Annotated in this window: 10 protein-coding genes; 4 read left to right on the top strand and 6 right to left on the bottom strand. The window is 43.6% G+C overall.

Going from position 1 to position 12,877, the window contains the following annotated elements:
- Nucleotides 1–6: 6 nt before the first annotated feature.
- From L3V27_RS05585 to L3V27_RS05575, 3 genes are all read right to left on the bottom strand, one after another.
- Nucleotides 7–858, bottom strand: a complete 852-nt coding sequence (locus tag L3V27_RS05585) for a LysR family transcriptional regulator (RefSeq protein WP_152814026.1) — start codon at nt 856–858, stop codon at nt 7–9.
- 149 nt (nt 859–1,007) lie between these two features.
- Nucleotides 1,008–3,392 (bottom strand): arylsulfatase, encoded by a 2,385-nt coding sequence (locus tag L3V27_RS05580; RefSeq protein ID WP_237311241.1) that lies wholly within the window; start codon nt 3,390–3,392, stop codon nt 1,008–1,010.
- Between the two features lie 9 nt (nt 3,393–3,401).
- The gene (locus L3V27_RS05575; RefSeq protein WP_152814022.1) at nt 3,402–4,673 is read right to left on the bottom strand and encodes an anaerobic sulfatase maturase; all 1,272 of its coding nucleotides are present in this window, start codon (nt 4,671–4,673) and stop codon (nt 3,402–3,404) included.
- 94 nt (nt 4,674–4,767) lie between these two features.
- On the opposite strand from L3V27_RS05575, the gene L3V27_RS05570 reads away from it, so the two are divergent.
- On the top strand, nt 4,768–5,634 hold the full coding sequence (locus tag L3V27_RS05570) for a LysR family transcriptional regulator (RefSeq protein ID WP_237311240.1): 867 nt from the start codon (nt 4,768–4,770) through the stop codon (nt 5,632–5,634).
- Between the two features lie 55 nt (nt 5,635–5,689).
- Here L3V27_RS05570 and L3V27_RS05565 read toward each other — a convergent pair whose 3' ends face one another.
- Nucleotides 5,690–6,670, bottom strand: coding sequence for a hypothetical protein (locus tag L3V27_RS05565; RefSeq protein ID WP_237311239.1), 981 nt, complete (start codon nt 6,668–6,670; stop codon nt 5,690–5,692).
- Nucleotides 6,671–7,117: 447 nt separating this feature from the next.
- Between L3V27_RS05565 and L3V27_RS05560 the strand changes: the two genes are divergently transcribed.
- On the top strand, nt 7,118–9,544 hold the full coding sequence (locus tag L3V27_RS05560; protein ID WP_237311238.1) for a M9 family metallopeptidase: 2,427 nt from the start codon (nt 7,118–7,120) through the stop codon (nt 9,542–9,544).
- A 285-nt stretch (nt 9,545–9,829) separates the two neighbouring features.
- On the top strand, nt 9,830–10,060 hold the full coding sequence (locus L3V27_RS05555; protein WP_005375384.1) for a PAS factor family protein: 231 nt from the start codon (nt 9,830–9,832) through the stop codon (nt 10,058–10,060).
- A gap of 82 nt (nt 10,061–10,142) precedes the next feature.
- Here L3V27_RS05555 and L3V27_RS05550 read toward each other — a convergent pair whose 3' ends face one another.
- Both L3V27_RS05550 and L3V27_RS05545 read right to left on the bottom strand, forming a co-directional pair.
- Nucleotides 10,143–10,520, bottom strand: coding sequence for a carboxymuconolactone decarboxylase family protein (locus L3V27_RS05550; RefSeq protein ID WP_237311237.1), 378 nt, complete (start codon nt 10,518–10,520; stop codon nt 10,143–10,145).
- 58 nt (nt 10,521–10,578) lie between these two features.
- Complete coding sequence (locus tag L3V27_RS05545) at nt 10,579–10,935, bottom strand: MerR family transcriptional regulator (protein WP_005392533.1); 357 nt, start codon at nt 10,933–10,935, stop codon at nt 10,579–10,581.
- Nucleotides 10,936–11,453: 518 nt separating this feature from the next.
- Between L3V27_RS05545 and L3V27_RS05540 the strand changes: the two genes are divergently transcribed.
- A complete protein-coding gene (locus L3V27_RS05540) occupies nt 11,454–12,803 on the top strand; it encodes an alpha-amylase family protein (RefSeq protein ID WP_237311236.1) in 1,350 nt (449 codons plus the stop codon).
- Nucleotides 12,804–12,877: the final 74 nt, after the last annotated feature.

Raw genomic sequence — 12,877 nt, 5'->3', positions numbered from 1 at the left:
CGCAGTTTAGTCACTATCAAAATTTTTGATTAGCTCATCATGAATATGTCGCCTCAGGTTTTTGTGAGCAATATTGTACTCATCTCGTTTATGATAAATGATCTTATAGTCAATAAGTTGATTATTGATCGGACAAGGCAATATTTGTAGTTTGAGGACATCTTGCCACTCTCGAGCAAAAGATAATGGTAAGATGCCAAGGCAGTCTAACTTAGATACGCTCAGTACCATCCCAGATAGCGAGGTAGTGGTCATGCGAATGTGTAAATTTTTCACAGGATCGTTCGTTGTCCAACCAAGGTTCACGGCGTGATTGTGCGTATCAACTAGTACACAGTGTTGCTCTGCATAAAACATCGATGCGTTGAATGTATTGCCAGTAATGCGTGGGTGTCCTTGGCGACAAATCACCACGGCAGGTTCTTTGTACACTGATTGACTCTCAAAAGAGGTTTCTCTGACGGGGAGAGTGTCGACAACCAGATCCACTTTATGTAAGCGAAGATCGTCGAGCAAAAAGGGGTGAGAAACCGGTGCGCAACGAAGAGAAAAGTTGTGAGATGCAGTCAGTCTGGGAAAAGATGGTTCGGTGCAGCATACCTGAAATGTAGCTTGTTCGACAACGGCATCGTTGATCATGGCTAATGCCTGTCTGAATAATGGAATCCAATGGTGAGCGGTAGAGGTTAACTCGATGTTTCGCCCTTTTCTAACAAAAAGAGTTTTGTTGGTGAGTTGTTCTAGCCGTTTCATCGCGGCACTAATTGCAGGTTGTGTTAATCCCAAGTGTTCCGCCGCTTTGGTGTAAGACTTGTATTCAACGACAACAAGAAAGGTATTGATTAAGTTAAAATCCATTATGTTTTGACCTTTGGAATATAAAGGATTGGACGATAGGGCACTCATAGTGGCAGTTATTTCATGTAAAGCGGTGGGGAATGCATGATTTTTTGTGCTAATAATAAAAAGTGAATGCCAACTCATGAGAAGTTGGCATTGTTCGTCCATTATTTAATTATTGGTTGAGTCGGTGCGATCTCTAGGTCCACTTTCTCAATCTCGCCATTAAATCTGAACGGCGCTTTTTCTGTGTAAGCAGGCATCACAGGAGCTCCTAAATCGACACCAATATCCAAAGTTTCTGTACCAGAAAAACGTACAGGGACAACGTGATCAACAGCACCAGAACCTACTTTTTTATCATTAATGTATAATTCTACCGTTCCTCCGGTTGTGTCTTTCAGTCGTTGGAATGGTTTTTGAGTATAGATTGCAGATAGCTTTGATTTTCCATTAGGAATAGTAGTTTGCGATGCAATGGTATAATAGTTTTTGCCAAAGTAATTATAACCATATACCAACTTACCATCGTCCAGGTAGAGGGAAAGACCTGCGGCACTTCCTCCCATTGCTAAAAGCACACCATTAGGTTTTTGTTCTTTTGGAGTGGTCACATACGCATCAATACGATGGTCGCGCTGATAGACATCTGGGGCGGAGCCTTCAGGTATACGAGTGACATTTGCAGTATAGCTAAACTTCGTTCTCCCTTTTTCTAGTGATGGACGTTCTGCATTTGTGAAACGTTCTGCAAATCGGTCATCAAGAGGGTAGACTTCATTGATCTCAGCTTGTTTGTCGAATTCCTTGATCATTTCTTGCAGTTTATCTGGCATTTTATCGGCTAGATCTACTGCTTCTGAGAAGTCTTTCTCAACGTTGTAAAGCTCCCATTTAGAATCGTTAAAGCCTTTTGAACCACTAAGTTGCCAAGGAACCCCGTGGAATGAGGCGGCTACCCATCCATCTTTGTAAATTGCGCGGTGACCACCGGTTTCAAAGTATTGAACAGTGCGGTGTGATTTCACTTCGGGATTATTGAAGGTATACATCATACTCGTGCCAGCCATTGGTTTTTGCTTCACGCCGTTAACCGTTGTTGGCGCCGGCAGTTTTGCTGCTTCAAGAATGGTTGGTGTGATATCCACAACGTGGTGGAATTGACTCTGAATCGTTCCCGTATTCTTAATTTTCGCAGGCCATGAAACCACCAAGCCGTTGCGAGTACCACCAAAGTGAGAAGGGACGCGTTTCATCCATTTGAACGGGGTGGAACCTGCCCATGCCCAGCCAACTGGGTAATGGTTTTCATGCTTTTCATTCCCGAGTTCATCCATGTATTTTAATTGAGATTCAACAGTATCTGGCACGCCATTCTGTGTCATAACGTTGTTGGTTGTGCCCGTTGGAGAGCCTTCGGCACTCGCACCATTATCGCCTACAATATACATGATCATGGTATTGTCAGCGTCTGGCATGCTTTCTATTTTATCGAGAAGTCGACCCACTTCGTAATCGGTATAGGCTAGAAACCCTGCAAAGACTTCCATGTGTCGCGCATACAGTTTTTTCTGGTCTGGGCTCAGGCCATCCCATGCTTCGATTTCTTTTGGTCGAGCGGTAAGTTGGGTGTCTTGTGGGATGATGCCCATTTTTTTCTGACGCGCGAAGACTTCCTCACGGTATTTATCCCAGCCCATATCGAATTTGCCTTTGAACTTGTCAATCCACTCTTTTGGCGCGTGAAGTGGAGCGTGGACAGCGCCCGGTGCAAAATAAGTGAAGTATGGTTTCTCAGGTGCAATCGATTTTTGTTGGTCTATCCACTTAATCGCATTATCGACCAAATCCTCGTTGAGCTGATAGTCATCTTTGGGCTTTTTGGTAAGTTCAACTGGGGTTGTATCGTTGAAAAGTTGAGGTTCCCATTGACTGGTTTCCCCCCCTTGGAACCCATAAAAATGTTGGAAACCAAGACCTGTCGGCCATTGTTTAAATGGTCCAGCTGGAGAAGTTTCCCAGTCTGGCGTGTTATGCCATTTACCAAATGCGCTGGTGCTATAGCCATTATCTTTCAGTACTTCTGCAATGCTAGCTACTGATTTTGGCCAGATAGAATTGTAACCCGGAAAGCCTGTAGAGAGTTCAGAAATTGTGCCAAAGCCAACTTGGTGGTGGTTACGCCCAGTGAGCAAGGCCGCACGAGTTGGGGAGCTGATACCAGTGGTGTGGAAGTTGTTGTAGGTCACACCACGCGCGGCTAGCTTATCGATATTCGGTGTAGGAATAAGGCCACCAAATCGACCTGCTTGGCCAAAGCCCAAGTCATCTAACATGATCACCACAACGTTAGGAGCGCCTGCTGGCGCCTTAATAGGTTGGGGGTAATCCGATTTGGATTGATCAAAGGACTTACCAACTTGACCATTGAATTCGGCCGTTTGTTGGATAGGTAGCACAGTGCGGTCAATTGTATGCGCGGGCGCAGCGTAACCTGAAGCTGACATAATCAAGCTGGTGAGGGCGACCACGGGCTTTATTTTGGTTTTCATAAAGGTTCCTTAGAGTTGTAGACGTTGTTGGAGTGGAGCGTGGTGGTTAACCACTTTGCTATAGAATTTTTTTAAGCCAGGACACAAATAATTAAGCCCTGGTTCACCTTTTGTGGTTTTGGTAAAACGGTTTTTAGGACACTCGCCAAAACAGAGAGACAGAAAGAAACACTGACGACAATCGGACGGTAAGTCGTTGGTTTTGGATGTGCCAAAAGCTTGTTGCTTGCTTGAAAACACCAAATCGCCCATGTGAGTGTTGGTGATGTTGCCAAGCTTATATTCGGGGTAGACGAAATGGTCGCAAGAATAGATGTCGCCGTTGTGCTCAATAGCAACGGCCTTGCCACAAAACTCAGCGGAAACACATTTTTGGGCGCCATAGCCAAACATCTGTGAAATTACGTTCTCGAACTGGTCGATGAATACTTTCCCAAAGTCATGCTGAAACCACTCGTCCCAGATGGCAGTTAAGAACGTTCCCCATTGTCCTGCGCCAACAGACCATTCGGTTACGTAAGCATCTTGTTGTTTAGGTGCTAATGCTGGGTTGCCGATTTGAATGAGCGTCTCTTCATCCCACTTTATTGGAGCGTTATGCGCAAACTCTTTTGGTTCTACACAAGGAATAAACTGAATGACTCGAGGTTGCACATCATCACGGAGAAAACGATAAACTTCTAATGGGAAAGCGCCGTTGTCTTGGTTGACCACGCATAACGCATTGAACTCGATTTGAAACTGTTTTAATAAACGAACTGCCGCCATCACCTTGTCAAACGAAGACTTTCCTGAGCCGCTTAAGCGGTGTTGATCGTGAAGATGCTTTGGACCATCTATGGAAATTCCGACTAAGAATTGGTGTTTTTTTAGAAATTTACACCACGTCTCGTTAAGCAAGATGCCATTTGTTTGCAGATCATTGAGAATGGTTTGTTTAGGCTTTTTGTAACGCTTTTGCAGTGCGATTACTTTTTCAAAAAAAGCTAATCCCATAAGTGTGGGTTCGCCACCTTGCCAAGTGAATATGACCTCATCGCCAGTTTGCGCTTCAATGTATTGTTGGATATGTCGTTCTAGCGTTTCATCACTCATTTTTGCTTGATGGGTTTGCTCCAATAACGATGCTTTATGTAGGTAAAAGCAATAGGTGCAATCTAAATTACAACGTGATGCAGCAGGCTTCGATACAGCATGGAAGCGATAAACATCATGACCGAGCTTAGGAAGTTGTAGTTTTGGTGAATAAATACCCGTGACGTTCTGATTTTCTACTGTCATATCGGTTCTCATCTAGGTAAAGAAGACCGAAGTAGTGTAGAGTGTGAAAATTAATCATTCACGGAATACCTAGTGTGACAAAATGGAAAATAGGGTGAATTTAAATTTGATTAATTTGCTGATCTTATTGAAGAAGCACAAAAGCATGCGAATTGTGGCGAAGATCATAGGCAAATCCGAAAGCGCAATCAGTAAAGATGTCGCTAAGTTAAGTAATGAGTTTTCCGAAGTACTATTTGTTAAAACAAAAAATGGTTTTGAACCTTCGTATTATTTGGAACAAATTTATCCTGAACTAGAAGCGTCTTATTTAAAGTTAGTTAATGTGGTGAATAAACCGATAAAGTTTGAGCCTCTAGAATATCGTGAACTGATTCATATCGTGATAACGGATGCGGAATATGAACGAGTCGTCGCCTGCTTGTATCCCAAGTTAATCAGAAAATTTCCAAAAGCAAAATTAAAACTTTCTACTTGGAATCAAGACAGTTTAGAGGCGTTGTTACAAGGAGATGTAGATTGCGCTATTCATTTACAAAATGAACGTATACCGAAAGATATTTATCAAAAAACGATAAAAACGGATGAGATAGTTGCAGTTGTTCACAAAGAGCATCAAATAGACACATGGGATGAACTCAAAAAAATACCTTTTGTTTTCATTGATGTGCCGAGTTGGAATGAGTTCAGTTACCGATATGAGGAGATATTACCAGCCGAAAGCCGAAGAGATATCTCGTACAAAATCCGTGTGGATAAATTGAAATCGGCATTGGACATCGCTGAGCAATCAAAAATCGCTATTCAATTACCTAAGCGTTATTTAAGTGATAACTTTAAAATCATTCCTTATCCAAATAATGTAAATTTTAATATTGCTTACTCTTTTTATTGTCGGCAGACTGAGAAGCACAACCCATTAATTAAAATGATCCAGAAAATGGTTGAAGATTGTTATTAAAACCACGGTTGATGAGTAGGTGAATGCACTTAGACATGTACCTACGTATTTTTAATTAGACCGCCGTTGTCATAATTACAAACCGTTCATTTTGGCCCCATCTTGGTTCCGCATTCATTAGGCTGAGATCCAACGCCGTTTGGTATGGGTCAACAGCAAAATGGTCGCTTACTAAACCCCAGAGCATCCAGTTGATTGCGGTTTCATTCTCGGTAAGCTCTTCGAGTGGCGCTTGGAGGAAAAAGTACTCATCTTCACCATCGTAACCGAGCCGATCATAGATAATGTTGCGTAGCTCTCGATCCAAATCATGTTGGAGGTTGATTGAGTCGTACAGTTGCTCTTCTGTTGGGCCATTCTCATGGTGATAAACATTGCGTTTTGACTCTTTGCGTAAAGTACCTGAGCCAGTTTCAATGCTTACTTTCTTTTGCGAGTGTTGCTCAAGAACTTGAATGATTTCATCCTCTAGTTGATCGAGTTTACTCAGCAAAACTTGATTGTTTATGTCACCAGCGGGGGAGGCCATCGTTTGGAAGGCTTTCACTCTCTCGTAGACTGCTTTCCCGTGAGGAAGCGCTGCAAAGCACTGTTCTCGGAGCGCGTCATTGGCTTGCCAAATGCCCGAGTAGAGCTCGTAATCATGTGGATATGGTGGAAGATCTTCAGTATCTTCCCCTAATAATTCTCGCCAGCGCTTTTGCCACTGTTCTTCTTTTGCGTGTTTTACACGCGCGTATTGCTTAACCCAGCGGTTACGAAGTTTTACCCCAAAAATGGCAAGTCCCCATGGAGCGAGCAAATAAAAATAATAGTGAGAAGAGTTATCCCAAAAGTAACCGTAAACGTAAACACCAAAAGCAAGCACCCAAGTTCCAATAGTACAAGCAATAACCCCGGACATTATTGATGATTGGCGCTTTGTTTCTCTTAATGTATTACCTTCAGCACATAACCAAAAAATGCCGCCAAAAACAAAGGCAAACGTTGTCATGAAGTAGGCAATCCCCGCTCCCAAAAATCCCCAAAGTGACATGTATTATCCCTAGCCAAATATCTGCTTTATTCACTCATCAATGACTCGAGGAGTAAATGTGTTTGATTTGGCGGAGAATTTACCATTAATGCCAACCTTTTGATATGCACTCGATGACTTATTAGGAATGAGTCACAAATAAAAATAGATGGTATCAAGCATCAAAATTTAATTTAGAACCTTTGATTGTCGTGAACTCTATCTGGAAGAGTTAAGGGGGGCGTTTAAGGGCAATTTTCCTCATAAAGTCGTTATTTAGAAAAATGTAAATTAATGTTTTTATTGATAATTGTGAGAAAACTTGGGTTGGGATTGATCCCATAAATTTAGAGTAAAAAGCCTATTTTTGGGAGCGATTTCATAAATTTTATGACACTGATTTCACTGTTTGAGCTGTAAAGAATATAAACCCCACTCAATGTATGTTAATAATCAATGAGTGTTGTTATGTCTCATATCCGTTTTTTCCCGCGCCATCGTTTGGCGCTTGCTTGTATGCTAGCGAGTGTTTCTAGCTTCTCTTTTGCACAAAACCAGTGCGCTGTTGCTGATTTACAACAATCGAGAGACTTGGCTGCTGCCGTTTCTGGTGCAGAGTATGATTGCTACCACGCTTGGTTTTCAGCTCCTTCCGCAACGCTGAACGATATTTACAGCGAAGCGAGCTTAAGCCGTATCCAAGTCGCGTTGGATCAAGAAATTGCCCGCTATCGTGGAGAAGCAGAGCAAGCTCGTGTTCTAGAAAATCTGGGCGAGTTTATTCGTGCTGCATACTACGTTCGTTACAATGCTGGCACTGGTACACCTGAGTTTTCGCAAGCGTTGAGTCAGCGTTTTGCTCAGTCGACGAACCTATTCCTTAACAACCCTCATGCTTTGGATCAAGGCCGTGAACAAGTTGGCGCAATGAAGAGCTTGACTTTGATGGTTGATAACGTGAAGCAGTTGCCGCTGACCATGGATAGCATGATGGCCGCGTTGATGCACTTTAACCGTGAAACCGCGCAGGACACGCAATGGGTCGATGGTTTAAACAACTTGTTCCGTTCTATGGCAGGTCATGTAGCAAACGATGAGTTCTACCGCTACATGGCAAACAATACTCACCATATTGATACATTAGCGAGATTCGCATCTGATAACGCTTGGGCATTGGATACGGATGCGAGCTTTATTGTTTTCAATGCATTACGTGAAACTGGTCGTTTGCTTGCGAGCCCAGATCAGGAGACCAAACGCAAAGCCTTGGTTGTGATGCAACAAGTGATGCAGCGTTACCCATTGGGCAGTGAGCATGACAAACTGTGGCTTGCTGCCGTAGAGATGATGAGCTACTACGCACCTGAAGGTTTAAACGGTCTGGACCTAGATCAAGCGAAGCAAGATCTAGCAGCGCGCGTGATGCCAAATCGTTTTGAGTGTCAGGGACCTGCCATCATTCGCTCTGAAGATCTAACCGATACTCAAGCTGCGAAAGCGTGTGAAGTACTGGCTGCGAAAGAAGCCGACTTCCATCAAGTGGCGAATACGGGCAATCAACCTGTTGCTGATGACTTGAATGACCGTGTTGAAGTGGCGGTGTTTGCTAGTAACGACAGCTACGTTGATTATTCTTCGTTCCTGTTTGGTAATACAACGGACAACGGTGGTCAGTACCTTGAGGGGAATCCATCAAAAGCGGACAATACCGCCCGTTTCGTGGCTTATCGCTATGCGAATGGCGAAGATTTATCGATCTTGAATCTAGAGCATGAGTACACGCACTATTTGGATGCGCGATTTAACCAGTACGGCTCATTCAGTGATAACTTAGCCCACGGTCATATCGTGTGGTGGCTGGAAGGTTTTGCTGAATACATGCATTACAAACAAGGCTACCAAGCGGCGATCGAACTGATTGCAGGCGGTAAACTGAGCCTTTCAACTGTGTTTGATACCACATATTCTCACGATACTAATCGTATCTATCGTTGGGGTTACTTGGCCGTTCGATTCATGCTGGAAAATCATCCGCAAGACGTAGAAAGCTTGTTGGCGTTGTCGCGCACTGGTCAGTTTGAACAGTGGGCGCAACAGGTGACGACATTAGGTCAACAATATGACGCAGAGTTTGAGCGCTGGTTGGATACGTTAGAAGTGGAGCCAGAGCAACCAGGTACTGACCCAGAAGAGCCAATAGAACCAACAGAACCTGAAGCACAAGTGACTGAATTGACGGCGAACCAAAGCCTTCAACTCAGTGGCGAAGCGTACAGCGAAAAACTGTTCTACGTTGACGTACCAGCCAACACCGTTCGCTTTAATGTATCTATTGAAGGTGCGGGGGATGCGGATCTTTACATGAGCTACAACAAAGTCGCGCATTACTATGATTTCGAAATGAGTCAATATGCTGATGGTAGCAATGAAGAGATTGTGTTTGAACCAGAGCAAGATGGTTACGTTAAAGCGGGTCGTTACTACATCAGCTTAACTGGCCGTGATAACTATGACTCAGTGAATCTTGTGGCTGCTTTAGACGTTGAAGCGCAAACACCGCCAACACAAGTGCAAGACGATTTGGCACCGGTGGTATTAGAGTCTGGTGAAGCAAAAATGCTGACCGTTCACAAGCAGCGTTATGCGGCAGTGTATGTACCTGAAGGTGTTGAAGAGATTCGTGTATGGCTAACGGCTCACTCTCAAACTGGTAATGTCGATCTATACGCCAGCAGAGAGCATTGGCCTACGGTTGAGCAACACGAGTACGTCTCCAACTATGCAGGTAGCAACGAATACCTTGCGATTCCTGTTACTGAAGCGGGCTATGTGCACTTCTCTCTTCAAGCACCAGAACAAGGAGATGACGTTGAAATGTTAGTGCACTTCAACTAAAACATGCTCGATTAGCTGAAATCGAGATAAAAAACGTCGCTCATAGAGCGGCGTTTTTGTTTGTATCGGATGCCATTGTGATCAAACAGCGGCGAATGCCAGTTAATCGGCTGATTTATCGAGTTATCCTTTGCTCTTTTTCTAAACGGCTTTAGGTTTGTATTACAATTTACCGCGCACATAAACTTTTTTAGCGACGCGTTCTGTGACCTAGCTTCTGATTTGTGCTTTCCAAACGGATACAATATATATGCACCCCGTGCAATAAAGTGAAAAGGGAAAGACATGAAAACGCTTATTTATGAAACGTTGATTAGCCTTGCTAACCAAGAACCAGAACAACATGCAAGAATCCGACAAAATCTATATGAACAGTTGGATCTGCCGTTCGATAAGCAGCTGGCTTTGTATTCTTGTGCCCTTGGTCCTGCAAGTTCAGGCAAGTTGGAGAGTAGTCAAGGCATTAACAACGCGGTAGATTGCGCGGTTAAACTGCTTGAAACCCCTGAGCGCTAATTCACTCGTTGTTTAAATCACGGCCCGATCCCCAAGGGCCGTTTTTAATTTAATTGCCTTTAAATTGATTTCAACGTCGTGATTACTCTGCTCTTTCCGCTAGCACTTCTTTGAAGGCAAACATGCCGTTTAATGCCGCTGGAAACCCTGCGTAGACGGACATCTGTAAGATGACTTCTTTAATTTCAGCCTCGCTGCAGCCTACATTCAGTGCTGCATTGAGATGTACTTTCAGTTGTGGTGTACAATTCCCCATTGCCGTTAGCGCGGCGACGGTTGAGACTTCTCTCGATTTTAGGTCTAAGCCTGGGCGAGCATAAATATCGCCAAACGGATACTCAATGGTGTACTGAGCTAAATCTGGGCAAACATCTTGTAAGCTTTCGATGACGTTATGACCAGCGTCGCCATCAATGTGAGAGAGTAGTTCTAATCCTTTGTTAAAGCGTGATTGTTCCATCGATATGTTCCTAGTGAATAAATGCAAACATACCTTAATCCTTAGAGTTAACTCTAAGTCAACGAACTTTTCCGCTTTTATACAAGGCAATTTTTTCTTCTAGAGCCGTTAAGTGCTTTTGCTGCTGTTCAATGTGGAGTTTGAGGTTTTCTTGATGTTGCTCTAGCAAGGCTTGGCGTTGTCGTACAGACTCTGAGCCGACTTCCCTTAATTTTGCATATTCCAGAATCTCTTCAAGTGGCATTGCAGTTTCTTTTAATCGCTTTACGAAGCTAATCCAGCTTAGATCTTTCGCACTATACACTCGATGCCCACTCGCGTTTCTATGGACATGTTTAAGTAAGCCAATTTTTTCATAGTATCGAAGTGTATGAGCAGACAAGCCGACGAGGCTAGAAAACTCTTTGATATTCATGATTACCCTCCAAGGTAATTCATACCAATAGGCATAAGCTAAGTTCCGCATTTTGAAGTCATTTCGGGATAGATACAAACGGTAATCTTCCATGTTTTAAGGTGGGATACGCAGAAGGAGGCTATTTTGAATACGCGCCAAACGTGATCCACCTGCCAGTTTCACTTTATTAAAAATTAGTTACTCAATAGAGTGGTTTGGCTGTTTTTAGTCTTTGGTCTCCTTTAGGGCGTACCCGGGCATTTTCTTTTATATATTTTGAATGCAATTTTTTGCAATATAAAACAATGACTTATCTTGATTTGTGTGCGGTGTGCTTGAATGTCATCTACTCGTTTACGTCCAGAACCGTTTCTACTTATGCAATGGAGGAGTCACTACGCCTTCATTTTCAGCCTTGAGTTAGGGCGAAAAGGGTGAGGGCGTCTGATGAATAGCTCTTATAATTTCGACTATTGAATTCACTCACAAAAAAATGCAAACAAGTAATCGTGAGTGAAAACGAGTAGGAGAACAACATGAGTGGCTCACAGGAAATACAATCATTCGGTGCGAATGTTATCTTACATGCGTTTGATTGGAAGTATGCTGACATTGCCCAACGAGCAAAAGAAATCCACGAGCTAGGTTACGGCTCCGTGCTGGTTTCGCCACCAATGAAAAGCGCCCACGATGATCGCTGGTGGCAGCGCTATCAACCTCAAGATTACCGTGTCATCGACAATGCGTTGGGTGATACCAAAGACTTTATCCGTATGGTTCGTGAACTGGAGCAAGTTGGCGTGTGGGTTTACGCTGACGTGGTGTTTAACCATATGGCAAATGAGGCCCACCTTCGCCGAGACCTCCAATACCCAAGGCAAGAGGTCCTGGAGGAATACCAACAAAACAAACAGAAATATCAGTCGCTAACGTTATTTGGCGACTTATCTCAACCGCTTTTTGATGAAGAGGACTTTGTTGAAGCATTCGGTATTAAAGACTGGAAAGATAAATGGCAGGTACAAAATGGACGCATCACAGGTGGACCAACCGATCCTGGCTTGCCAACCCTCCGTGTTTGTGACCATGTCGTTGAGCAGCAACGCGCTTACCTAAAAGCATTGAAAGCCATTGGTGTGAAAGGTTTTCGTATTGATGCCGCGAAACACATGACGCTAGAGCATCTTAAACGTGTTTGGACAGACGACATCACGCGCGATGTGCATATATTTGGCGAAATTATTACCGATGGCGGTGCGACAGAGGAAGAGTATCAGTTGTTTCTTGAGCCGTATTTACAGGAAACTCGCTTAGGCGCTTATGATTTCCCGTTGTTCTCGACCATTTTTAAGGCGTTCGCTAAAAAGGGCAGTTTCAAGTCGTTGATTGACCCATACTGTTTCGGTCAGGCCCTTTCGCCTGGTCGCGCGATTACATTTGTTGTCACGCATGACATTCCTAACAATGACGTTTTTCTTGACCTGATCATGGATGAGGAAAATGAATGGTTAGCTTATGCCTACATTCTAGGCCGCGATGGTGGTGTGCCATTGGTTTATACCGACTTAAACACTAGCGGTATTACAGATAAAAATGGCAAGCCAAGATGGCAAGGCGCATGGAACGATCCGCGAATGGCGAAAATGATCCAGTTCCACAATATGACGCATGGCGAGTCGATGAGTGTTCTTGAAGGTAACGATGATATGCTGGTATTTAAGCGAGGGAGCAAAGGCGTTGTTGTGCTTAATAAATCGCAGCGTCAGCAGTCTTTGGCATTGAAAATGGATGGCGACTGGGTGGATTTGATGACGGATCAGGACGTTCCATCTGACGGTAAGTTAATTGTGCCACCTAAAGCCTCAATGTTGCTCGTCGAAAACTAAAAAATAAAACACCGAGCTTAGCGAGCTCGGTGTTTATGTTTGTCGGCGGTCATTCAAGAACGGGTAAAGTCTAA

Source organism: Vibrio sp. J2-3(2022), assembly GCF_021725735.1.
In the GTDB taxonomy this organism is placed as follows: domain Bacteria; phylum Pseudomonadota; class Gammaproteobacteria; order Enterobacterales; family Vibrionaceae; genus Vibrio; species Vibrio diabolicus.
This window is presented reverse-complemented; position numbering and strand designations above follow the sequence as displayed.

Excerpts from the sequence above, each read along its gene's own strand:
- L3V27_RS05540 (WP_237311236.1), top strand. The coding sequence starts at position 11,454 with ATGAGTGGCTCACAGGAAATACAATCATTCGGTGCGAATGTTATCTTA.
- L3V27_RS05560 (WP_237311238.1), top strand. The coding sequence starts at position 7,118 with ATGTCTCATATCCGTTTTTTCCCGCGCCATCGTTTGGCGCTTGCTTGT.
- L3V27_RS05550 (WP_237311237.1), bottom strand. The coding sequence starts at position 10,520 with ATGGAACAATCACGCTTTAACAAAGGATTAGAACTACTCTCTCACATT.
- L3V27_RS05580 (WP_237311241.1), bottom strand. The coding sequence starts at position 3,392 with ATGAAAACCAAAATAAAGCCCGTGGTCGCCCTCACCAGCTTGATTATG.
- L3V27_RS05565 (WP_237311239.1), bottom strand. The coding sequence starts at position 6,670 with ATGTCACTTTGGGGATTTTTGGGAGCGGGGATTGCCTACTTCATGACA.
- L3V27_RS05555 (WP_005375384.1), top strand. The coding sequence starts at position 9,830 with ATGAAAACGCTTATTTATGAAACGTTGATTAGCCTTGCTAACCAAGAA.
- L3V27_RS05575 (WP_152814022.1), bottom strand. The coding sequence starts at position 4,673 with ATGACAGTAGAAAATCAGAACGTCACGGGTATTTATTCACCAAAACTA.
- L3V27_RS05585 (WP_152814026.1), bottom strand. The coding sequence starts at position 858 with ATGGATTTTAACTTAATCAATACCTTTCTTGTTGTCGTTGAATACAAG.
- L3V27_RS05545 (WP_005392533.1), bottom strand. The coding sequence starts at position 10,935 with ATGAATATCAAAGAGTTTTCTAGCCTCGTCGGCTTGTCTGCTCATACA.